Source organism: Paenibacillus profundus, from assembly GCF_021369635.1.
Classification (GTDB): domain Bacteria; phylum Bacillota; class Bacilli; order Paenibacillales; family Paenibacillaceae; genus Paenibacillus_B; species Paenibacillus_B profundus.
Map to the genome: position 1 here is coordinate 148,488 of NZ_JAJNBZ010000003.1, position 22,246 is coordinate 170,733.

Here is a 22,246-nt window from a genome sequence, read left to right on the forward strand (position 1 = left end):
TTGTACTGGAAGTTCAGTACACTGTCAAGAGTAGAATTGCGGAAGAAGAGAGGGAATACGGATGCCGAAGATGCGCTATGTTCTATTTCAACGTGAAGGGACATTGGAATTTGTCGAAATGCCTTCCGATTATGCCTACCAATTGAGCGCACTCAATCTGCGATTGTATAAGGAGATTGGCAAGCTCACCGCCTCAGGTGTTCCGAAGCTGCCTGCTGCGATCGCGGAATGCGATCATCTGGAATTGCTGCGGGAAGAAGATACAATAATTAGCGGATTGGATTATGTGAATCGATTGGAGCGCGCCTTCGCCTCCATTCAAGAGGATCAGTATCCGCTTATCGCTCTCTTGACGGAGATCCGGGCGCTGCAAGCGCAGATGGAGCAATGGTACGAAGAAGAATACGAAGGTTAGGCCACGTACGGACAAGCTGCCATTATAACAATGTAACAATACTTTTTCTCAGCAGACGAACAGAGCTGCCGCATGAAGCGGCGGCTTTTTTTCTATGCTCGGAATACATAGGCTGCATCGCTATACGAGTGCATTTAGCCGGAACACTGCCATTTGGGCGGGTCGCCCGGCTTTTTGCAAGCGGACCTGCACCAAAATCGGCATTTGCCCATAAGATAGCGTTACAACGACGAATCTCTCGTCCCCGGTTGAAGGAGGGATGCTCATGCCGCAATGGTTGTGCAATCAATTGATGCGCGCCTTTCATAAAAAAGACCGCCGTCAAATCAAACTGTTGAATGAGTGTTGGTTTTTTTATCGTTCGAAGCCTCGTGTTCATTCGTAAATGCATTCGTAAATGCATTCGTAAATGCATTCGTTACGCACGAAGAGCCCGGAAATCGGAAGTAAAGCTGCCTGACCGTCACAAATGAAAAGTCAAACCCCCGACCGTGAGCGCTACGACTCGCATAAGAGCCGCACTTCCGGACGGGGGCTATGATTGGTTCGCTATTCTATGTTCGGACGCTTCATCGTCAGACCGACGCGTCCTTTCTTCACGTCCACTTGAAGTACCCATACCGTGACATTATCGCCGACGGAGACGACATCAAGCGGGTGCTTCACATAACGGTCGCTCAACTGTGAAATATGCACTAAACCGTCATTCTTAATTCCGATATCGACGAACGCGCCGAAATCGATTACGTTCCGCACCGTTCCCTTAAGCTCCATGCCCGGCCGCAAATCTTCAATCTGCAGCACGTCTGTACGGAAAATTGGCGGCGGCAGCTCCTCGCGCGGATCGCGTCCTGGGCGCAGCAAGCTGTCGATAATGTCCTTCAACGTCGGAACGCCTACATCCAGCTTCTGCGCCAAGGCAGAGACGTCCGCGCGCTGCAGCGATTCCGCCAGCTCTGGTGTTCCAATGGAGTTGAGCCGCAGTCCGAGCTCGGTGAACAGCCGATCGACGACACGGTACGATTCGGGGTGAATCGGCGTTTTGTCGAGCGGGTGATCGCCTTCGATAATACGCATAAAGCCAACACACTGCTCAAACGCCTTTGGCCCTAAGCGCGGCACCTTCTGCAGTTGACGGCGCTCGGTAAACTTCCCGTTCTCCTCCCGGTATTTGACGATATTTTTCGCCAACGTCGCGTTAACGCCGGATACATACGATAATAATGATGGCGAGGCGGTATTCACGTCAACACCGACATGGTTGACTGCTGATTCCACGACGGCGCCCAGACTCTCTTCCAGCCGCTTCGGCGCAACGTCATGCTGATATTGACCGACGCCAATTGCTTTCGGGTCAATCTTCACGAGTTCTGCCAGCGGGTCCTGCATGCGGCGGGCAATCGAGACAGCACTTCGCTCCGCAACGTCAAGCGCCGGGAATTCCTCCTGCGCCAACTTGGAAGCCGAATAAACGCTGGCGCCCGCCTCGTTCACAATGGCATACTGCAGTGTCCGATCCTTGCGGGAGCTCATCCAGTTCGCCACGAACTGCTCGGTCTCGCGCGACGCTGTCCCGTTCCCGATGACGACGAGCTGGGCACCATATGTATCGGCGAGGCGGCTGAACATCTTCTCTGCTTCCGCTGTCTTGTGGTGAGGGGCGGTCGGATACGTGACAGCCACTTCGAGCATCTTGCCCGTTTCATCGACGACAGCGAGCTTGCAGCCTGTCCGGAACGCCGGGTCCACTCCAAGTACCGTCTTGCCCTTAACCGGCGGCTGCAGCAGCAGGCTGCGCAAATTTTGGGCGAATACTTGAATCGCCTGCTCTTCGGCCTTATCCGTCAACTCGTTGCGGACGTCCCGTTCGATGGACGGAGCGATGAGCCGCTTATAAGCATCTTCAATCGTCGCCTTCAACAAGTCCGTGACTACAGATGCGCTCTTGATGACCTTCTTCTCCATATGAGCAATAATTTGCTCTATAGGCACGTCAAGCGCTACCTTCAAAATCTCTTCGCGCTCCCCGCGATTAATGGCCAAAATACGGTGTGAGGGCAGCTTGCGGACCGGCTCGACATATTCATAATACATCTCATATACCGATTCTTGCTCCTTATCCTTCGCCTCGGTGCGGAGCACGCCGTGCTCCATCGTGAAGCGCCGCACCCAAGCGCGAATGTTCGGCTCGTCGCCAATACTCTCAGCGATAATATCCAGGGCGCCCTGGACGGCATTCTCCGGCGTAGACACGCCCTTCTCTTCATTCACATAGGCCGCCGCTTCCAATAGCGCATCACCTTGCTTCGGGAAGCTCATCATCCAGCTTGCAAGCGGTTCCAACCCGCGTTCTTTCGCTACGCTAGCTCGTGTCTTCCGCTTCTGGCGGTACGGGCGGTACAGATCCTCCACCTCTTGCAGCTTTACGGCTGCGACAACGGAGCGCTGCAGTTCTTCTGTAAGCTTGCTCTGCTCGGCGATAAGACGCAACACTTCACGCTTGCGCTCCTCCAGCCCTCGTACATACCCGAGACGCTCTTCCAACGAACGAAGCTGATTCTCGTCCATCTCTCCGGTCATTTCTTTGCGGTAACGCGCAATGAATGGAATCGTATTCCCCTCGTCCAAGAGGCCGACCGTCGTCTCCACCTGCTTCAAGCTGAGTGATAATTCTTGAGCGAGCTGCTTCAATAAGCGCTTTGGCTCGTCCTGCTTCATTTGTTCCAATAACGGCTCCAGCGCCGTCAATTCCATTACGGTGTCTTGTACTGCCATCGTTTCCTTCCTTTCCGTAATCCGAATCAGTGTCGTATTCGTCTACCGAATGTACAGGTTCTATCGATGTCCATAGCTATGTGATGCAGCTATCCGATACCATACTTCCTCTGCCTAAGACCCTATATTCTATTGTCGCAAAAGAGAGCCCGTTTTTCCAGAGCAAAGGTCACACGCCAGTGATACTGAACCTGCTTGTCCGTTTACAAATTAGAAAACCTTTATCGAGGCCTTTGTAAAATAAGCGATATCTGTCAAAGAGCATGTCAAACAGCAAGGCATTAACTTTTCATCATGAACGATGCGCTATAATCGTGCAGTGGCGCGTTCAGACCGACGGTGAATCGCTCACCTGCCCCGTTGCTTCATTCTCCCCATCCTTCAGGAGGCGGCCGCCCATTGACGATTCTGCTTCACTGCCATCCTGAGCGGCCGCTTCATGGCATGGTATCTATACAAAACGGCATATGCCTTATCCCCGTCAATCCCCTTCCTGACTGTATGGGAGAGTGGAGCTAAGGGCCATTGTACAGAAGCCAACCTATTCTCGATTCGAAGGAGAGGGAAGGCCGCCATTCTGATGAAAGGGTGTAGAGTAAAGGGCTTTCCGCGCTGCTTCTTCAAGTGCTTCACGGCCTTCGCCCGATTCGAGGAGGCTGCGCGCAAAAATAAAAAAACGAGGCTGCCCTCGTTCTCCTAAAAAAACTCGTAAAACTGTTAATGATCTGTGTCCAAAAGTGAACTTTTTAAGTACCTTGAAGATTGCAAAAACCCAAAGAAGGAGGAGCGGATTGCAGGTTGAACCTACATGAGCACCGGACTTCGAGGGTGAGTGCAAAATACGATGTTAAATCTGCTTCAAGGCACGCTTCGTGATCAAAAGACACGTGTTGGACATCCTCTAAAAGTCGATTAAACCGACACTAATTTGTAGCCCTTCATCGACCTTGCGCATCGTCTCTTCATCCAAATGCGTAATCTTGTCAGTCAGCCGTTGCTTATCGATCGTGCGAATCTGCTCCAGCAAGATGACCGAATCGCGGTCAAAGCCGTGCGTTTCCGCATCAATCTCCACATGGGTTGGCAATTTCGCCTTTTGAATCTGAGCCGTAATCGCAGCAACGATGACCGTCGGACTAAATCGATTGCCGATATCGTTCTGTATCACGAGGACGGGACGAACCCCGCCTTGCTCCGATCCTACGACGGGCGATAAATCCGCAAAAAATACGTCGCCGCGCTTTACAATCAATGTCTACACCCCGCTAACCAAACGGCCGAGAGTGCCATCCGCATCTTCTTCCGCATAAAAAGCCTCAGACGCCATCGTCAAATTGATTTTGGCCATCTCCATATAGCCGCGCTGCATGGATTCACGGATGTGTCGTTTTTTTCGCTCGTTTAAATATAATTTCATTGCTTGTCGAATGAATTCGCTTCGATTGGATTTCTCCATAGCGACAATGCCGTCCACTTCTTGTAGTAATTGGTCGGGCAAGCTGATCATGATTCGTTTGGTGTTCTGAATATTCGCCACCTGTCCTCGCACCCCCAAAACCTTTCCTGCCTATTTACCATTATGTCGATTCCGTAGAAAATTTATACAAAAGCATATATATGCCTGATGCAGATGGAGTATGTTGCACACGCAAGCAAAAAAACAGCTGCATACCAGTTACTTATTCGCGCTTTAGACATAAAAATCCTTCATCTTTTAAAAAATGACATACGGTAAATGGTTCCATTCCCTTAAATCCCATTATTTTACTGAAAAATCTTTTGCAAGCGGCTCTGCACACAACGGATTCAACACCTGCACCGGCTTCCCCTGCGCCATGTACAGGCGCGGCACACGGTGCGCCAGCATGCACACAACTTCATAGTTAATTGTGCCTAAATGTTCGGCAATCTCCTCTACCGTAATCCGCTCCTGCCCTTGGGAGCCGATCAGCACGGCTTCTTCTCCAGCCTCGACCTTGATGGCGGCTTCGCCCAGCGGCTGTAAAGAGACCATGCATTGATCCATGCAGATCCGGCCGATGACAGGCACGCGCTGGCCGCGGATGAGCATGCTCGCCTTGCCGCTTAATAAGCGGGAATACCCGTCCGCGTAACCGATCGGCATCGTTGCAATCCGCTCGTCGTTCGACGTGTAGTAGTGAACGCCATAGCTGATGCCTTCACCTGGCGGTACCGTCTTCGTATGAACGACCTTCGTCTTCAATGTAAGCACCGGCTCCAACTCGATCCAGGAACGGTTCACTTCTATGGAAGGATATAATCCGTATATGCTGACTCCTACGCGAACCATGTCGTAAGACCAACCCGGCATGTCGATCGCTGCGGCACTGTTGCTTGCATGAATAATCGGAATCGAAATATGTCGTGCCGCAAGCGCCTCGAGTACAGCTTGAAATCTCGTCGTCTGCAGCTCGGAATAGCGTTTGTCCGCTTCATCGGCACAGGCGAAGTGAGTAAATACCCCCTCAACCTCCACGCCAGGTATGGCGTTCAACCGCTCTATGCAGCTTATCGCTTCCCCCGGGGTGCGAATGCCGAGGCGTCCCATACCGGAATCAATCTTCACATGAATTTTCAATATTCGTCCGCCGTGCTGCGCACTGAGCGATGAAGCCTCTGCCTCAAGCGCCCGGATACATTCCTCGGAAAAAATATTGAGTGTAATATTATATTGGTAAGCCGCTGAAACCCCTTCAGGCGGCGTATAGCCTAATATCAATATCGGAGTGCGCACACCTGCACGTCGCAGTTGTATCGCTTCTTCCAGGAAAGCTACGTTTAAATAATCCACACCGAATCGTTCTGCGGCACGCGCCACTTCGACCGCGCCGTGACCGTACGCATTCGCCTTGACACAGACGCTCAATCGGGTCGCAGCAGGCAGCGCGTCGCGAAAAGCCTGCATGTTGCGATGTAAAGCGTCGAGTGAAATCTCAGCACGCGTTGGGCGAAAGTACGTTTCCAAGTCAGTCACCTTCTCCGTTCCCTATCTCTCCCGTTCAATCGTCAATAACCTATGTTAAAGGCCGGATAGGAGACTGTCAACTAAGCAAAAACGGCTTTTCCACTCCTTACTAAGGGAATAACCGCATATATAGAGAATATGTTCCGATTTCTTACCAATTGAATCCAGCTCTGTCACAAAAAAATACAAAAGCCCATACTCTGAAATGGTCTACAGAATACGGGCTGGCTATTTCCTATTCATTATTTCCCTGGCTGATCCACCATTGATTGCGCCACTTTCACCATCTCTGCTTCCGGCAGATCCGCACTCGTCATCCGGTACTTCACCCCGTCGCTCATCCAAGTGAACGTCTTCTGCTCATCCCCGGTCAAATGACCAACGGTAAATCCTAAATCAAGCGTTTTTCCATATATCAGGCCCGTTTCCATATCCTTCGGACGCGATTCCAAAATCGTAAAGTTGTATGTGCCGGTGTAGCGCAGCATAACCGAGTGGTCTTTGCTGTCCGTAATCTCCATATCGTCCTTCTTCGCCACGCCTTCCGGAAGATAAGATGGCTCGATGAAGCCGAATGGCCCAAGCTCCTCGGACGACTCTTTCTGCGGATCAACTGCCGGATCCGTTCCGGTCTCCTTCGTTCCCGACTCGCCTACTGGCGCTGTCGTTTCCTTGGCTGCCTCTCCAGCACCGTCCTTCGAATCGATGGCTCCGGTCGGGATCGACGCATGATTCATGCTGGTCATGTTGCGCTGCATATCAAATGAATCTTTGTCGAATTTTTTGCCGAATTCAAATTGATTGAACTTCATTTCCACGACAACCTGCGCGTCAGAGTCGGTAACCTGCACTTGCTTCGGCGCATAGTCATTTTTGTTCAACCATATCTTCTGCCGTACGAGCGAGTCAGTCTGGTAATTGGCGGCAACTTCAAACACATAGCTGTCTCCATCAGTAGCGAATTGGCGGCCATTGTCTGACAAAATGCTGCGCACCAGCGTCTGATACAGATACACTTGACCTTGGTTCTCCGGCCAATCGCTTTGGAAGCGGAAGATTTTGTTCAAGCTTGGCGTCAACACGAAGACACCTTCTTCGTTGCGCAGCACAACCTGCTTGATGTCCTTCTTTTCATTGGTCAGCACGATCCGATAGTAGGAAGGATCTTGATACCGGACTTCCACCAAGTACTCGAGCGGCTGCTGCCCGGAATGCAGCGTCATCGTGCCGATCCCTTCATAACTTTCCAGCTTGCTCATCACATGATCCAATTCCTGAACCACGGCGGTTGCATCCTTTTTCCCGCATCCGACTACCAGAATCGCAACACTTATCACGATGGCCAATATCCACGTGATCCGACGCATGAGATCATCCCCTCTGACATTGAATATTCTTCGATTCGGTGTACTCCTCATCACTGATAACATGTCTATGTGGGTTCTTGGCCAAATATGCAGACTAGCATGACAAGCGTGACAAGTTCACGCCGTACATCGCATGTTGCAAGGCCATGTCTAACGCGGCTTATTTGCATGCAGCCAGACGCAAAAAGAGGGATCCTGAAGGCTCCCCCATGTCATGTGTTATTTATAATTGCGATGCAGCGCCACTTTAACATGAACGTGTCCTATGTCTACAGCTTTGCCATTGCCATAACCGGCACATTTCCGTTCCTGAAGCTCATCCGCGCGCACGCATTGATATCCCTTCAAGCGCAGCTCCTTGAGAATGTCCTGCAGTCCTTCCAGCATTTGCTGCGGAGCAGCTTCGTCTGCGCCGATCGTATCGCCGCTATCGTGCAACAGCACAATGGATCCGGGTTTGATGTTTTTCATTAATCTTCGTGCCAATTGATCCGCATCCACAGCTCGCTTCCAGTCCCATCCCATAACGGACCAGAGCACGATCCGATATGACTTTCGCAAATAGAGAAGGTCCCCTGCGTTCAATATGCCCCACGGAGGCCGATAAAAGGCAGGTCGTTCCCCGATAATGCGCTCCACAATATCAGCCGAACGTTCGACGTGCTGCTGTCTGACATGCCACGGTGTCATCAACCAATTGGGCAGGTGCGTATAGTTATGAATACCGATTTGATGGCCTTCGCGATATATTCGCCTCGTCAGCTCCGGATATTTCTCGGCTTTGCTGCCAAGTACGAAAAAGGTTGCCTTAACTCCATGCTCTTGTAATAAATCAAGCAGCTTAGGAGTATACAGGGGGTCAGGACCGTCATCAAATGTAAAAGCAATCTGTGCCCCATGTTTTCCTTTTCTGAACACGCCCATGCCACATATTCTCGTAATAATAAAAGGAATCACCATATAAATGAAAATAAATAAAAGGAATAGGATGGTTAAAGTAATCGTTAATTTCTGCATGGAATCACTTCTTTACGATAACGTTCCATTAAAGCCTGCTTCGTCATCATCAGCATCATCGGGTTAAGCTTCTCTGTGCTTTGCTTGACTCTTCGCTTGCCACCCGGGTGCAAAACCATTAGCAATAAACGAAGATAGTATGTCGAAAACCATTGGAACCATTTGGATCTCATCGGGTGCAGCTCAAAGCCCAGTCCATATATTATTCCGCGATGGAGCAAGGTGATGCCCGTTAATGCTTTGACTTTCGCTAGTTCGGGCGTGCTGTCCATTGCCAAGCTTATCTGCTTAAGTGAATTACGCAACATACGAGCCGTCATCAAGGCTGCCCGATCCGGCCCGACGGAACGAGACAACTGCAGCACTTGTCTATTATCAAGATGGAGCTCTCCCACCCAATCTCCGGAATGTACCCAATGGCCGCCATTACATTCCACGCTTTTCCCACGATGCCGCCTTACAACCAGCTTGCATATTCCATATTGGGATACGGATACACTACGTAATCTGGTGAACAAATCAAACACGCTTTCCCACATCATCCATAAAGATTGCAAACACACTTTCGAAGTCGATGCAAACACATTCAATACAATCACCTATTTCCCTATTAAAATAATTTCAGCTCCTTCACTCCTATTATTAATAATAGAGAACGAAATTCTCTTTTCTCTTACTCCGTTCTTACAAATTTCTTAAGCCGCATCACGACAAAAAAACCTATAGAGATATTCTATAGGCTCGAAAGTTATTTTCTGCAGCAAAAATTATTCTATGCCCCTCGTCGAAATTAAGGCTCGGGTGCTCGAAGAAGTCAACTCACTTATTTCTCGTCATGAACGTACCCAGACCTCCTAGGACGCCAAGCCCGATTGCACAGTAAATACCGATTAGAATCTCTGTATCTCCTATATTTGCATAGAGAAAGCCATTCATGATGATTGATGCAATACTTAAAATTAAAATCCATTTCATAATTTGATGTGTTGTCATCCTAATCTCCTCTAATAAATACTTATACATCTTATTTCTTTTCTCTAAATTAACTAACGTCAACCTGTTCAACCCTGCGAATCGTTACCGCTGCCAGCACAAGGCCAACTACCGCCAAAGACAACGGAATATATATAATGGAAGCTAATGAAAATACTGGATTGTGCGCGCTGACTGTCGCTGTAATCAGGATGGACGATAGGATCGTTTCTGGAACCGATAGTTTACGCATCCCGAAATATAAAGGAATCAAGCTTGTTCCCGCAGCGGCAAATGCAAATGCGAACATGCTCACGACCTGTTGAACGACCATTTCCAATGTCAATGATCCGGGAATAAACTGCAAATACGCATTCACGCTAAAAAAGACAATCGCCACAAACACGTTGGAAATAACGATCGTAATAAAGGTTAGCCCGCCTACTATCCATAATTTAGAAGCAATTATTTTCTTGCGGCTGATTGGGTATGAAAACATGATCGTAATCGTTTTATTCTTATACTCCTCTATGACCAGCTTTGCAATGAGCACAGCCGCAAACACTATAAATGTGGCCCTGACGATTGCGCCGATTACGACAAAAGCTTCCGGAAAACCATTAAATGCAGCATGGCCTTCGTTACTTTCCACATACCCAATCAGACAGAGCAAAGCCGCCATGATTACATTTGCGATGATAGCTCCATTCACATACCAACCCAATTTCGATTTCTTAAGTTCCAATTTCACTAACTTCAGCACCTGTATGTCACCTTCCTATCTTTAACTATTTCCTATTGTAAAGTTGATTCATTTCTTTTGTATTTCTTATTTCTTACGAAAATCTTACGTTCCATAATGGCTGGATACGGGGAACATTCCCTTGTCCCATACAAAGAAAAGTAGTGTGAGTAACTACTCACACTACTTTAACGATTGTCTAACGTTTTTGGCGAAATACTCATTTCAGCTAAATCAATAACAAAGCTGCCTTTTAACAATATATCCAAACCAACTATTCCATTAATTCCGAAACGTTCGTCTAGTTCTCCAAAATCCAGAATGTAGAATGGAGGAGTCCGTTAATATACTCCATTTTCATGGCATTCTGTTTCCCCGATAAGAAGGTTTCTGTACCATATTCATAATAATTTGAGATTTTGACGTATGGTAGACAAACATATTCCCACTGCATTAGATCTCCTCCCTTATCCTAATTGTAATTGAAAACGTTTACTTGTCAGGCGACGTTTTCGTAAATTCAATCTCCTTCGTCCCCGGCTCCATGTTCAGCGGCAACGAGAGGCGACAGATATTGCCGTTCAGATCGGCATGAAATGTGCCTTTCACCTTCGCCGCAAACAGTTCATAAGAGATTTCGAACACATCCTCGTTGAAATGTGTCATAGGCAAGGTCAACGAATTATACATAAATCGCAGACAGCCATCTTCAAGCTCAACGATCACTTTCCCATAGCCCGGATGTTCATAAGTTCCTGTATATTCTATAAGCGGATGAAAAGGGACCGATTCTGCTTGACTATTAGATGGCGTATTATCATGATACTCCTTTTTCTGCTGTTCCTTAAGCTGCTCCTTCCATTTTTCTGTATCATCTTGAAATCGTCTGCTCCAATCAATTTCCTCAAGACCTAACAAACGATCAACTATATTGTAGGTTGCTATTCTCGGTAAACTAGTCCCGAACATATTGGTCAGAATGACTACACCGATATTATCGTGCGGCAAAAAGGATACCAACGAAGTGAAGCCGTCAATCCCACCGCCATGATGAATCATATGATGCCCGCGATAGGGTTCAATGCCCCAGCCGAGACCATAGCAACTTATTGGCAACTCCTTCTTTCCCCATACGCTCGGGTCACATGGCATATGCGGAGTATGCATGGCAGCCAAGCTTCCTTCCGTCACGATCTGCCGGCCGTCAAACTTCCCTTTATTCAGGTGGAGCCCGACCCAGTTCGCCATATCGATAATGTTGCTGTTAATCGAGCCTGCCGGACCGATGGCATCAATATTACGAAAGGGTGTCAGCAGCACCTTGCCGTCCTTTTCTATATACGGTAATGCGTAATCCGGTCGAAGCTGCATGTCCTCTACGGACAAACAACTGGAGGTCATGTGCAAAGGCGTGAAAATTCGTTCTTGAACCACCTGTTCCCATGAAGATCCTGCTAGTTGCCCTACGAGGTATCCGGCGACCATATACATAATATTTTGATATTGCCACTTCGCGCGGAAATCTTGATTAGGCTCCAAAAACGCAAGCCGCTCAATGATATCCTCCCGCGTGAACGTCGAGTTGTACCACATGAGCTCATGCCTCGGCAGCCCTGAACGATGACAGAGCATATCCCGCACCGTAATCCGCTCCGTCGCAACAGCATCGTGCATTTTGAAATGAGGCAGGTATGTTTTCACCGACGCATCCAAATCTAGCTTGCCTTCATCCGCTAACTGCCCCGCCGCCAAAGCCGTAAAAGCTTTTGTACACGATCCAATCGCGAACATCGTTTCCGGCGTGACCTTGAGCCCTGCTTCCACATTTCGGAAGCCAAAGCCTTCCGCCATGACAATTTCTTGATCTTTAATGACCGCAACCGCCAATCCAGGCACCTTCCATTTATCCATTTGCTGCTCAATATACGTACTGAAGCCTTCCAACGCTTGAAGTGCTTGCGCCATTTCTAACATGCCTCCCTTGTTGTTGTGAAGCAATTTCATCTGCTAACACATTTCTTCATTTAGCGGAAACCTCCTGCTTGATGCACAAACTCAATATCTCTGCTTCTCCTTCTTAGAGCAGTAGGGTACAATGGAAGAATAGCTAAAATGAGAATCATTATCACAAATGGAGGTTCCGATCAATTTGAACAACGAGCAGAATCAACAATACGATATCACCAAATTAGGAACACTGCTGCACGAAGACCATATCGCGTGGAATTTCAGAAATATGAACAAAATTTTGCCTAAGAACGACATTCAAGCCCCGGCACACAAATTTTTATTTCAAAAAAACGAACAAAATTTAACCGAGATTGGCTATGAAATAAATGGACAGCACAACAAAGTCGCCGATTATTTGCAAAAGGTATTTGCCACCGGGTTTCTAGTCATTAAAGACGATACCATTATGACGGAGCAATATTATAACGGTTATAGCGAGCAATCGACCGCGATGTCCATGTCCGTGGCTAAATCGTTGGTATCCGCCTTAATGGGCATTGCGTTTGATGAAGGGGCTATGAAAGATGTTCATGATCCCGTTACATTGTACTTGCCGGAGCTCATCGGAAGCGGCTTTGATGGAGCGAGTATAAAGGATATTTTGCAAATGTCTTCCGGCGTTCGATTTAATGAAGATTACGCTGATGAGAATGCGGAGATTTACACCTTCTTGAATGATGTGTTTGGCGAGACGGCAATGCCTATTCCGAAATTTGTGCAGAAGCTAACCCGATTGCAGGCGCCAGGCCAATTCCAATATAAAAGCGTTGATACCCAAGTCCTATGCATGTTAATTGAAAAAACAACCGGGAAGAAAGCCTCGGCCTATTTAGAGGAAAAAATATGGCAGCCGCTGGGCATGGAGCATGATGCTTATTGGAATACCGATCTGCATGGCAATGAGATTGCCTTCACATTCGTTAACGCTACGTTGAGGGATTACGCGAAGTTCGGCAGACTATATTTACATAATGGAAATTGGAATGGCCGCCAAGTGATATCTGAAAAATGGATTAAGCAATCTATAACTCCCGATCGGGCGGATTTACAACCAGGGGCAGCCGACGATTTCTTCGGTTATCAATATCAATGGTGGATTCCGCAAGACAGCAACGGTTCTGAATTTATCGCACGCGGCATTTACGGACAACACATTTATGTGAATCAACAAGAACATGTAGTTATCGTAAAATCGGGGGTTGATCCGACCATTTTTAATATACATGATTACGAAGCCGTTACTGCTTACCGCACCATCATCGAACATTTGAAATGAGTCAACCAAAAAAAGCTGCCGCCTCATAGGGCCGCAGCTTTTCCTTCTTTTTATCTAACAGTTAAGTATCCGTTCTTACGTGATCCCAGTCTGCATCCATATAACAGATAAGCCAGTTGAAGGCCCGATGTCTTTCTACGACAACCTCGTCGTTTAACCCGCCGGGAATGGGGCGATTGTTAATTCTCTCATTCACGCAGGCCCAATCGTACCGATAGATGCGATCGGTCTGCTCTAGAATCTCTGCCTTCGTTCTTACAACCGCATTGTTATAAAAGGTGTCGTAATCCCCTGCGTTCCGCAGCACATCGATTGCACTCTGCACATCGCATATATCGCCAGGAAAATCGAGTTGTTCCACATACCCTAACGCCCACAACAGCACCCAGCAGCATTCGTACATCCATGCAAACTGAATCATGTCCGTGCGATCTGGATTATCGTCGGTAAGGAAGTCCCTTTCATTTTCCGTAAAAAAGGACTCCGCCCCGTATTGCTCCATAATCATGTGAATGAACTCTCTTTCCCTCGCCAGATCGCTTTCTTCCGCCAATCCGCCGGCATACATGGCGATCATGCATAACGCGATAGCCCTCTGCACGATTTCTTCCTTGGGACGAATGAGCGCATCGTCATCCCCGACTATGACTGGGAGATGATCGATAACCGGGATTCCCTGCTCTGTGAGCAGTTCCATTGTTCTTCGCTTTCTTGCCTCTCCTTCTGGTGTTGCTTTGATATGAGCGTCAATCAAGTCTACCGTAACGGTTGGCCTAAAATCGTCTAATTCCGATTCACCTTCAACATTCAGTACGAGCCTTCCCTGATTGTCGAGCATATCTCCTGTCGGCAAAAATATGACCGCATGGATTTTGGCGGCTACCTCCAAAATTTTAGCAAATGATTTATTATCTATCTCTTTGTCCGCAACAATCCCGATAGCGGCAGTCAAGGCCGATATTTGCAGCAGCAGCTTCTCTTTTACGGTCTGGTGAGGCGTATCAATCTGATCATAATAGCCGTACATCCCACGGATCATATTAGCGAAGGATTCGCCTCCGGTTTCCTTGGTCATAATCGAGAAAGTCGTCGTCCGCTTGCTGAACAGCTTCTTGTCGATCACCATCACCTGATGTCCGTCTTCGGAAGTTTGAACTTGTTTATCTCCAAACGTGTCCAAGATGGCTTCTATAATTTTACTATCATCTTTCATCGATACGTATAACGTACAATGCTGCATATGTTCTCTCCTCACGATTTCGGATTATGCGTTATGACTGCTCCTTTAACTTAATTCGGTTTTAAGCAGCGTAAATATAAGGCGACTAATGAAATGAAGCCGAAAAATAGACACTTTTTCGAAGTATGCAGCCTTCGGGTCACCCTTCAAGATTGGCAAAGGTTTGATATAATAGTCGGTAATCCACACAATTTAAATTTTTCATCATAGTCCCATCACTAATGAAATGATTAGCGAGGAGGCGAATTCCATCCATAAAAATGAACTGAACGATCAAAAAGTCCCCTCCGAGACATCCGATGATACGGCTCAGCCCTTCTACGAAGGAGAAGAAGATGAATGGGACCAGGAGGACGACAGTGAAGAAGAGCAGCATACTCCATCCCGAAGAAAATGGCTTAAAAAAGCAATAGCAATCTTACTGGCTATCCTGTTGTTTGGCAACCTGATCGCTTTTTTGCCACAGATCTACAACCTGCCAGCGATCCGGTTTTTGAACAAGGACTCAGAATTATCGCAGAATGAACAGATTCAGCAATATAAACAAGCGGTCGTCGTTGTAAATGCCAACGATCGGAAGGGCACCGGATTCAACATCGCCACGAGCGGCCTCATTATTACGAATCAGCATGTAATGAAAGATGACAAGCTCGGCTCTGTCCGCTTTCTTCATGGGAAGACGTATGCGGCAGATGTCATCGTTAGCGACACGGCACTCGACGTCGCCATACTCAAGATCAGAGACAATGAGAATAACTTGCCTACACTAGAATTGGAAACAGAAACACCGTGGCAAGCAGGCAGCCCAATCCATGTCATAGGCAACCCGCTATCTTTCAACCAAATCGCCAATGAAGGTACTGTCCTGGGAATGACTTCTCTTGACAATCGGGAGCTTCCCGCGCTCATGATACAGGCTCCTATCCATAAAGGGAACAGCGGCAGCCCTGTTATCAACCAGAATGGAAAAGTTATCGCTGTTGTATTCGCCACTTCAAGTATGAAACAGGGAGACCAATCCATCGACATAGGGCTCGCGATACCTGTCGATCATCTCCAGAGATATTTAGAGTCAAACTAATAAATTATCGTGTATTGGGGAGAGATAATGCAGCTTAAAATTGTACCCTTGAATGAATCTCTTATTCCTAAAGTAAGAGGCTTGGTTAGTGGTTACTTAAATTCTTCATCCAATGGAGGTGCCTTTTCTTCAGAACAGATGGAAGAGTGTGAGCAAATTCTTAATCGGTTCTTATGCTTTAATTTGGCTCATTGTTATTTAGCTAAGCATGGCGAGGATTATGTAGGGCTTATTGTCCTTTCATGGAGTTTTTCACTATCCAAAGGTTATGCTGTTTTACGTATAGAAGCTTTATATTCGTCGCCGAAATATAGGAACAAGGGTGTAGGTAGGAGATTGTTGCAACATGCCATTGACTTAGCCAATGAGAGAAAAGCTACTCGCTTACAGCTTGAAACAGACGATGATAATGCTCCTGCTCGTGCCTTATACACCAATCTCGGTTTTGAGTTACTAACAGGAAAGGGAGTTTACATGTTATTTTTATAAGCTGGGCAGCCCAATAGCCCTTTTATCCACTATCCCAACTATTCAGAATATAAGCACAGTATCAAATAACCATTCGGCAACTCGATTCCTTATCATCATTGACGTTATACTAGTCCCTCTCCAAATGGTTTAAGCGGTAGGATTGGTCGTGAACCTGTACCGTCTACAGCCTTATTTTCATAGACAACTGAGTCCATAATTACAAGTCTGAGCCTGTGGGAGAGTGGACAAAAGGACAAACCGATACATAGGTGGGAACCGCGGGATGGTTCAGTATAAATGAACGTGAGAGGCAGCTTAGAGAGGTTCCCGCAAAAGCCGGGGGTATCTCTCTAAAAATGGCCCCGCAGGGATGATTCCTGCGGAGCCGCCGTACATTGGCAACACTTATGTGGCAACATCTGCTTTTCCACTCTGTTTAACAGTAATCATTTGAACTGCGGCATAGACAACAAGGAACAAAATCATAAACGCCGCCGAATACCGGTACATCACTGCATAGCCTGTCATGGAAGAAATAGCCCCCAGCATCAATGCGCCTGTCGCGACTCCGAAGTCCGTGGAATTGTAGAACATGCTGTTAGCCATGCCGTACTGTTCCTGCGGAACCGATCGGATCATCCAAGCTTGAATGGTCGGCTGAATAGCGCCGAACCCAAGTCCGTACAACAGGGCGGACAGAATGAGCATTGGCATCGATGTTGCATAGGAAAGCACCGTCAAGCTCGCAACGACACAAATGACCGCAGGAATAAGAACGGCCGCATGTCCCCTGCTGTCGAACACTCTACCGGAGATCGGGCGGATAATAATGATTGTGACAGCATTAAACAAGAAAAATAGGCCGACCTGCTCCAGACGCACTGCTTCTCCATACAGAGCAATAAAGCTGAGCAAGCCGCTGTATGTTACCGACAAGATGACGTTTAACAGCGCGGGTAACAACAGTTTCGTATTAAAAGGTTGTTTGGCTTGAGGGCTCGCCTGTGCGCCACCCCGTTTTTTCGGCTCCGGTGGAATCGAACGCGTCAGCACAATAATCGGGAAACTAAGGAGCACAGTCACAGTACCCAGCATGGCCAACGTATTGAAGCCGGACTGCTTCATCACGTTCAAGCCGATCATTGGCCCTATGGACATGGCAAGGCTTGTGGACAGTCCGAAATAGCCGATGCCCTCCCCCATCCTTTTAACAGGAATAATTTGCGATACCAATGTAGGGATGATCGTACTCGCCATCCCGAACCCAACTCCATAACCGATCCGCATGACAAGCAGCGAGCCGATAGATTCGGCCAGAACATAAATACCGGTAATAATGGCAGCTACCGCTAAGCCAACAAACAAAATGACATTGCGCTGCACTTTCCGCATCAGCGCAGCGGTCAAAAAACGGGTAGCAATCGCGGAAGCCGCGAACACGCTCGTTACAAGGCTGACCGTCAAATCCCCTGCATGGAATTCGTTCTTCACATACGCCGGGAAAGATGATAGCAGCATTTGCAAATTCAAAAATAACAGGAACGCGCAAATCGTTAAAGATATAAACGATTTCGTCCATAGTTTCGTTGATTGTTCATCGTACTGCATGATACTCTCTCCTACTCTCTGTCTGTTAGTTCATTCACGTGGTTGCTAATCCGGAGAAGCAGCTCCATGAGCACATCATATTCTTCTTGGGAAACACATTGCTTAATGTCCTCAGCGACCTGCTGCTCGATCGGGGTCGTCTCTTGGATTAGCAACCTTCCTTTGTCCGTAATATTGACCAAGAACGAGCGCCGGTCGTTCTCTCCGGTTTTCTTGTAGATGAGCCCCTTCCTCTCCAAATGATCGAGAATTCGAGTCGTCGTCGGCTTATCCTTGCCTGAACGTTCGGCAATTTCCTTCTGGATCAAGCCATTTTCCCTGCCTATCTGGTACAGAACCGACCACTGCTCTGGTGTAATGTCATATTCCTTCAGCCGTTGCTGCAGCAGGTTCGATAATTTGCGGTAGGTCACGCCCATAGCGAAACCGATTGAATGCTCTAAGCCGTTGCCATTAGTCGTCATTCCCATCTTCCTTGTCTCATTCATTTTTAATAGTTGTTTAAACAACTATATGTCAAACAACCATAATTGTAAACCATTAATTATAGCCGTTGTATTCAATATAAATTTAAACGAGGGAGCCATAATGGCTCCCCCGTTAGCTACGACCTTGTATCCTCCAACAAATTCAACGTCTTGGCTGCCAGCACCTCCCCTTCAACAAAAAAAGAACGCCCTGGCTCCATCTGATGATGGAGAGGGACGTTCTTCGTCATTTCAATTCGATTATTAGCCCAAGCCAACTGGAATCATCAGACATAAGCTTGTTTTGCATGAAACCAAAAGATGAGCTACTGTTTTGATATCAGCACGATTCTGTCAATCATTTCATCGCTTAGCTTCGTGCTTGTCTTCCCATCGTCGTTCATATGATACAGACGCCCGTTATCTCCCGCATTGACATAGAAAAATCCGGATACATCGTCTTTGTACAAGCACAAATCCCACTCGACGCCGACCATTTTCTGAAGAGACAAGTCAGACTTCAGCATATAAGCTCCGCTGCTGGCGAACAGCATTGTCGCTCTCACTTTACCATCCGTCAGAAGATTGCGCACATAACCTACGTTGTTTACGGATAGCGCCTTCGTGCTAACGATTTTGTTGTTTTTGAACGTGCTTACATATGCTTTGCCGGCTCCATCTACAAACGCCAGCTTGTCCGTACCTACATTGGCAATTTCCAAAACTCCCGTTTTATGCAATGGGATCGTTTTGCCGTCCATCGTCATGACTTGGCCTTTGGCTTTCGCATAGTTATAATCGCCGTCCGTACCAAGCACGATTCCTTTATTGAACAGATAGTATTTGTTCGCCCATCCGCCAGAATAGACGGAGTTCGTATCAAGCGGCGACTTTGGGTTAATTGCCTTAGGTGCCCCGCCTTTTCTAGGCACCGAATAGAGCACCATACAATCGGTGGAATAGTTGGTCTCCTCTGGCTTCGTGTTGACCATAATATAAGCGGATGCGCTGTCTGTACGCACAAACCATGGGTCCTCGAACGCTCCCGCTCCAATCCACTGCACCTGACCGTTTCCGTCAGCTGCCTTGGACGCTACCCAGGTTGTACGTCCGTTTTTGAGCGCATTATAATAGATGCGTCCGTCAACGATAGTAAAGCGCGGGTGTTTGACATCTGCCATGTCCGCGACGAGCTTCGCTTCCGCAGCGTCAGCAGCATTGGCCGGGGCACGGTAGATCGCGCCTTTATCAGTCATATAGTAAATGAAATCCTTGTTCGTTTCGAAGTAAACGGCACTATCATAAAAACGCTTTGGAATATTTTCCGATCCGTCAACTGCAACACGCAGCAGGGTGGTCGATGTTGCGTCATACATGAAATACAGGTAATCTCCAGCTGGCTTCAGTTCAGTTCCCCGGAAGTTGAAGCTTTTCAGCAGACGTTCCGCCCCGGCGCCATCGCTTTTGACCCGGTACAAATCACCATCTGACACATAGTAAACATAAGCGTCGCCAGTTGGCGCCGCAGCTGCCTCGCCTGGCGCAGCCACACCTAGCCCGGTCACGATGAGCGAGCATAGAATGAACGCGCATACCGCCCTTTTGAAAAATAGTGAAATGTTCTTCATTCGATAATCATCCTTTCAAGATTTATTAGTCAGTTTCATTCCCCTAGCTTGTAATCTCTAAATGCTTTTCAAGCCCGATATGATTTATCGGCAAATACTAGTAATATTGTTATACCTATAATTGAATTCAAATAATTGAATCCAAAATCATTTTCCACTCGTTCCAAGCTACTATTTATAGCACAGAAAAGGGACCCGTCATGCACCCCAAAAACAAAACAGGCGACTCTCTATACAGAAAGTCGCCCGTGTCAGTTTAATTCAACTCAATTCGATCATAACCGAATAATTATCGCTCATCTTCCACAAACAGCGGCACTTCGACGAACCCTTGCTCCGTCGTCTTGATAAGCCCTATATCAGACAGCCTCAGCTCGGGAACGACGATTAGTGCAAGCAATGACAGCGTCATGAACGCATAGTTCATCGTGCAGCCAGCTTCATACAAAGCCTCGCTGATAGCGCGAGACTGCTCGGCAACCTCTTCGAACGGCGCGTTCGACATCAGCCCCGCTACCGGAAGCGGCAGCTTGACGATCTTGTCCGCTGTCACGACGGCGATACCGCCTTGCATATCGGCTACGGCATTGGCCGCTTGTGCCATAAACGAATCCGAGTTCCCGATTACCATCAAATTGTGGCAATCGTGAGCGACTGTCGTCGCAATCGCCGCCGGCACGTTGAAGCCAACGTCGGACACGAGGCCAAGCGCTTGATTGCCTGTGCCTTTATGGCGCTCGATGACTGCGATTTTGCACAAGCCATCTTCCACACTCAGCGCAACCCTGCCGTCCTCAATGCGTACGGATACGAGCTGCTCCTTCGTATCGACGTGGTTCTCCCGCACTTGAATCGCTCTTGCCGTCCGCTCTCCCGATTGCACTGGCGCTTGGATGACGAAGTCTTCCGGAGACACTTCCCGAGTAAGGTGAACCGAACGGATCGCTTCTTCCGGATACTCAAATTCCGGCAGCTCAACGACCATCCGGCCTTTCTCCGCCACGACTTGTCCGGCAGCAATCGTCATGACGACATTGACATCCGCCAGATTACCATCCAGCATAATGATGTCGGCGCACGAAGCAGGGGTAATCGTTCCGACATCACGGGCAACACCGAAGCGCTCTGCCGTGTTGATCGTTGCCATTTGGAACGCCGTTACTGGACGGACGCCTTGCGCGATCGCGTGACGCACGACAAAGTCCATGTGGCCTTCATCCACCAGCGATTCAGGGCTGCGGTCATCCGTCACCAGGATCATGCGGCGTGTATCGATACCGTGATCGGTATGAGCCTTAATCGATTCGGCCACATCATGCCATGCCGAGCCGCGTCTCATCTTAGCATAGATGCCCCGGCGCACGCGCTCGATGACATCCTCCGCCTTGACGCTCTCATGACAGCCGGAAATGCCGCTAGCCGCATAGGCGGATATTCTCCAATCGTCAACCGGCCATGTATAATGTCCGTCGGCGACTCTCCCCGCACGCAAGGTCGCTTGGATTTCCCCGATCATTTTCTCATCGCTGAACACGACGCCCGGGAAATTCATCACTTCGCCCAGTGCAATCATATCAGGTCCCCATGTGAAAGCTTCCGCCACTTCCTCTGGACCTATCGACGCTCCGCTCGTCTCCAGCTCCGGTCCCGTCGACGGCACGCAGGAAGCAACTTGCATATACGCCGCCAGCGGTGTTTCTCTCGCTTCGTCGAGCATAAGCCGCAGGCCGGGCAGCCCGAGCACATTCGTAATTTCATGGGCGTCAAAGAATCCGCCAGTCGTCCCCTTGACAAGCACCGCTCTCGCGAATTGCGTCGGAGTGATCTGACTGCTCTCGATATGACAATGACCGTCCAGCAATCCAGGTGCGACATAACGTCCGCCCGCATCGATTACCTTCGTGTCGTCTCCAATCATATGGCTCGCATCCTTACCTACGAAAGCAATGCGTGTTCCTTGCACACCGATGGACATATCGTCCTGAATTTCCCCGGAACAAACATTGACCAATTTTGCATGTTGAATAACGAGTGTAGCCTTCTTATCTCCGCGCGCGGTTGCGACCAGGTCAGGCACACAATCAGCAAGATGCGGTCTGGCAAAACGTTGTGGTGATTCCATGGTAGTGTAGTCCTCCTCGTTGTTGAGTAAAGTGAATCATGTATATATTGCTTGGGTAGGGAGTCTGTG

At 48.2% G+C, this 22,246-nt stretch carries 20 protein-coding genes; 5 read left to right on the forward strand and 15 right to left on the reverse strand.

Translation table 11 applies throughout. The features are described 5' to 3' along the window. The first annotated feature begins 61 nt into the window (after nucleotides 1–61). Together LQV63_RS05945 and cmpA are read left to right on the forward strand one after the other, a co-directional pair. Complete coding sequence (locus LQV63_RS05945) at nucleotides 62–415, forward strand: hypothetical protein (protein ID WP_019422577.1); 354 nt, start codon at nucleotides 62–64, stop codon at nucleotides 413–415. 265 nt (nucleotides 416–680) lie between these two features. Next, complete coding sequence (cmpA, locus tag LQV63_RS05950; protein WP_019422578.1) at nucleotides 681–800, forward strand: cortex morphogenetic protein CmpA; 120 nt, start codon at nucleotides 681–683, stop codon at nucleotides 798–800. 164 nt (nucleotides 801–964) lie between these two features. On the opposite strand, the gene LQV63_RS05955 is transcribed toward cmpA, so the two are convergent. From LQV63_RS05955 to LQV63_RS06000, 10 genes are all read right to left on the reverse strand, one after another. Then, nucleotides 965–3,190, reverse strand: coding sequence for a Tex family protein (locus tag LQV63_RS05955; protein ID WP_407672894.1), 2,226 nt, complete (start codon nucleotides 3,188–3,190; stop codon nucleotides 965–967). A gap of 901 nt (nucleotides 3,191–4,091) precedes the next feature. Beyond that, nucleotides 4,092–4,442, reverse strand: a complete 351-nt coding sequence (locus LQV63_RS05960; protein ID WP_019422581.1) for a type II toxin-antitoxin system PemK/MazF family toxin — start codon at nucleotides 4,440–4,442, stop codon at nucleotides 4,092–4,094. 3 nt (nucleotides 4,443–4,445) lie between these two features. Beyond that, nucleotides 4,446–4,727 (reverse strand): CopG family ribbon-helix-helix protein, encoded by a 282-nt coding sequence (locus LQV63_RS05965; RefSeq protein ID WP_019422582.1) that lies wholly within the window; start codon nucleotides 4,725–4,727, stop codon nucleotides 4,446–4,448. 222 nt (nucleotides 4,728–4,949) lie between these two features. After that, entirely contained in the window at nucleotides 4,950–6,176 is a 1,227-nt protein-coding gene (gene alr / locus LQV63_RS05970) for an alanine racemase (RefSeq protein ID WP_019422583.1), read from the reverse strand. A gap of 242 nt (nucleotides 6,177–6,418) precedes the next feature. Next, on the reverse strand, nucleotides 6,419–7,543 hold the full coding sequence (locus LQV63_RS05975; RefSeq protein WP_019422584.1) for an outer membrane lipoprotein-sorting protein: 1,125 nt from the start codon (nucleotides 7,541–7,543) through the stop codon (nucleotides 6,419–6,421). Between the two features lie 219 nt (nucleotides 7,544–7,762). Beyond that, nucleotides 7,763–8,560 carry a polysaccharide deacetylase family protein gene (locus LQV63_RS05980; protein WP_233696015.1) on the reverse strand — a complete coding sequence of 266 codons (798 nt, stop codon included), beginning with the start codon at nucleotides 8,558–8,560 and terminating at the stop codon, nucleotides 7,763–7,765. Next, the gene (locus LQV63_RS05985; protein WP_233696208.1) at nucleotides 8,548–9,144 is read right to left on the reverse strand and encodes a YkoP family protein; all 597 of its coding nucleotides are present in this window, start codon (nucleotides 9,142–9,144) and stop codon (nucleotides 8,548–8,550) included. Before LQV63_RS05985 ends, LQV63_RS05980 begins: the two co-directional genes overlap by 13 nt. A gap of 235 nt (nucleotides 9,145–9,379) precedes the next feature. Next, a complete protein-coding gene (locus LQV63_RS05990; RefSeq protein ID WP_019422587.1) occupies nucleotides 9,380–9,553 on the reverse strand; it encodes a hypothetical protein in 174 nt (57 codons plus the stop codon). 49 nt (nucleotides 9,554–9,602) lie between these two features. Further along, nucleotides 9,603–10,295: an ABC transporter permease gene (locus LQV63_RS05995; protein WP_233696016.1), complete on the reverse strand. Its 693-nt coding sequence runs from the start codon at nucleotides 10,293–10,295 to the stop codon at nucleotides 9,603–9,605. Nucleotides 10,296–10,766: 471 nt separating this feature from the next. Further along, nucleotides 10,767–12,239 (reverse strand): serine hydrolase, encoded by a 1,473-nt coding sequence (locus LQV63_RS06000; RefSeq protein ID WP_233696017.1) that lies wholly within the window; start codon nucleotides 12,237–12,239, stop codon nucleotides 10,767–10,769. Between the two features lie 184 nt (nucleotides 12,240–12,423). Here LQV63_RS06000 and LQV63_RS06005 point away from each other — a divergent pair, with 184 nt between their 5' ends. Next, complete coding sequence (locus tag LQV63_RS06005; protein ID WP_233696018.1) at nucleotides 12,424–13,560, forward strand: serine hydrolase domain-containing protein; 1,137 nt, start codon at nucleotides 12,424–12,426, stop codon at nucleotides 13,558–13,560. Between the two features lie 61 nt (nucleotides 13,561–13,621). Here LQV63_RS06005 and LQV63_RS06010 read toward each other — a convergent pair whose 3' ends face one another. Next, nucleotides 13,622–14,800, reverse strand: coding sequence for a DUF4272 domain-containing protein (locus LQV63_RS06010; RefSeq protein ID WP_233696019.1), 1,179 nt, complete (start codon nucleotides 14,798–14,800; stop codon nucleotides 13,622–13,624). Between the two features lie 226 nt (nucleotides 14,801–15,026). Between LQV63_RS06010 and LQV63_RS06015 the strand changes: the two genes are divergently transcribed. Beyond that, the gene (locus LQV63_RS06015; protein WP_233696020.1) at nucleotides 15,027–15,881 is read left to right on the forward strand and encodes a S1C family serine protease; all 855 of its coding nucleotides are present in this window, start codon (nucleotides 15,027–15,029) and stop codon (nucleotides 15,879–15,881) included. Nucleotides 15,882–15,908: 27 nt separating this feature from the next. Then, nucleotides 15,909–16,370, forward strand: coding sequence for a GNAT family N-acetyltransferase (locus LQV63_RS06020; protein ID WP_233696021.1), 462 nt, complete (start codon nucleotides 15,909–15,911; stop codon nucleotides 16,368–16,370). 387 nt (nucleotides 16,371–16,757) lie between these two features. On the opposite strand, the gene LQV63_RS06025 is transcribed toward LQV63_RS06020, so the two are convergent. From LQV63_RS06025 to LQV63_RS06040, 4 genes are all read right to left on the reverse strand, one after another. Further along, on the reverse strand, nucleotides 16,758–17,960 hold the full coding sequence (locus tag LQV63_RS06025; protein ID WP_233696022.1) for an MFS transporter: 1,203 nt from the start codon (nucleotides 17,958–17,960) through the stop codon (nucleotides 16,758–16,760). A gap of 11 nt (nucleotides 17,961–17,971) precedes the next feature. Continuing rightward, nucleotides 17,972–18,424, reverse strand: a complete 453-nt coding sequence (locus tag LQV63_RS06030) for a MarR family winged helix-turn-helix transcriptional regulator (RefSeq protein ID WP_019422596.1) — start codon at nucleotides 18,422–18,424, stop codon at nucleotides 17,972–17,974. A gap of 329 nt (nucleotides 18,425–18,753) precedes the next feature. Next, entirely contained in the window at nucleotides 18,754–20,055 is a 1,302-nt protein-coding gene (locus LQV63_RS06035; protein ID WP_233696023.1) for a DUF5050 domain-containing protein, read from the reverse strand. Nucleotides 20,056–20,344: 289 nt separating this feature from the next. Continuing rightward, nucleotides 20,345–22,177 (reverse strand): adenine deaminase, encoded by a 1,833-nt coding sequence (locus LQV63_RS06040; RefSeq protein ID WP_233696024.1) that lies wholly within the window; start codon nucleotides 22,175–22,177, stop codon nucleotides 20,345–20,347. Between the last annotated feature and the right edge of the window lie 69 nt (nucleotides 22,178–22,246).

Bases quoted from the DNA above. Each gene is read 5' to 3' on its own strand.
- LQV63_RS06025 (WP_233696022.1), bottom strand. From the start codon at position 17,960: ATGCAGTACGATGAACAATCAACGAAACTATGGACGAAATCGTTTATA.
- LQV63_RS06015 (WP_233696020.1), top strand. From the start codon at position 15,027: ATGATTAGCGAGGAGGCGAATTCCATCCATAAAAATGAACTGAACGAT.
- LQV63_RS06000 (WP_233696017.1), bottom strand. From the start codon at position 12,239: ATGGCGCAAGCACTTCAAGCGTTGGAAGGCTTCAGTACGTATATTGAG.
- LQV63_RS05955 (WP_407672894.1), bottom strand. From the start codon at position 3,190: ATGGCAGTACAAGACACCGTAATGGAATTGACGGCGCTGGAGCCGTTA.
- LQV63_RS06020 (WP_233696021.1), top strand. From the start codon at position 15,909: ATGCAGCTTAAAATTGTACCCTTGAATGAATCTCTTATTCCTAAAGTA.
- LQV63_RS05975 (WP_019422584.1), bottom strand. From the start codon at position 7,543: ATGCGTCGGATCACGTGGATATTGGCCATCGTGATAAGTGTTGCGATT.
- cmpA (WP_019422578.1), top strand. From the start codon at position 681: ATGCCGCAATGGTTGTGCAATCAATTGATGCGCGCCTTTCATAAAAAA.
- LQV63_RS05945 (WP_019422577.1), top strand. From the start codon at position 62: ATGCCGAAGATGCGCTATGTTCTATTTCAACGTGAAGGGACATTGGAA.
- LQV63_RS06030 (WP_019422596.1), bottom strand. From the start codon at position 18,424: ATGACGACTAATGGCAACGGCTTAGAGCATTCAATCGGTTTCGCTATG.
- LQV63_RS05990 (WP_019422587.1), bottom strand. From the start codon at position 9,553: ATGACAACACATCAAATTATGAAATGGATTTTAATTTTAAGTATTGCA.
- LQV63_RS06040 (WP_233696024.1), bottom strand. From the start codon at position 22,177: ATGGAATCACCACAACGTTTTGCCAGACCGCATCTTGCTGATTGTGTG.
- LQV63_RS05980 (WP_233696015.1), bottom strand. From the start codon at position 8,560: ATGCAGAAATTAACGATTACTTTAACCATCCTATTCCTTTTATTTATT.
- LQV63_RS06035 (WP_233696023.1), bottom strand. From the start codon at position 20,055: ATGAAGAACATTTCACTATTTTTCAAAAGGGCGGTATGCGCGTTCATT.
- LQV63_RS06010 (WP_233696019.1), bottom strand. From the start codon at position 14,800: ATGCAGCATTGTACGTTATACGTATCGATGAAAGATGATAGTAAAATT.